This is a genomic window from Bacillus sp. SIMBA_005, assembly GCF_046535585.1.
Taxonomy (GTDB): domain Bacteria; phylum Bacillota; class Bacilli; order Bacillales; family Bacillaceae; genus Bacillus; species Bacillus pumilus.
On sequence record NZ_JAWRWI010001112.1, the window covers coordinates 1 to 238 of the forward strand.

The following is a 238-nucleotide window of genomic DNA, read 5'->3' on the forward strand; positions in this document are numbered from 1 at the left end:
CATGAACAAAAAGGAGGACATTTAGTAAAAAGGCATGTTGGGAAAACGGATGAAGAATTATTAGAGAGATTAAAAAGTAATTCAAAAATTTCGGGTTCTTCAACTTTTGAAGATATTACGACAGCTGAAAAAGTTGTTAATGACATTTTAAATAATCCAAAGAATATAAAGAAAATAGATAAATGGTTATCTAATCCTAATAGTAGACCCACATTGCCATTAAGGTATAAGGGTGATG

1 protein-coding gene is annotated in these 238 nt (G+C 29.8%); it reads left to right on the top strand.

Going from position 1 to position 238, the window contains the following annotated elements:
* Window positions 1–238, top strand: a 238-nt coding sequence (locus tag SB660_RS23575; protein ID WP_410585011.1) for an RNase A-like domain-containing protein, incomplete at both ends; no start/stop codon positions are given.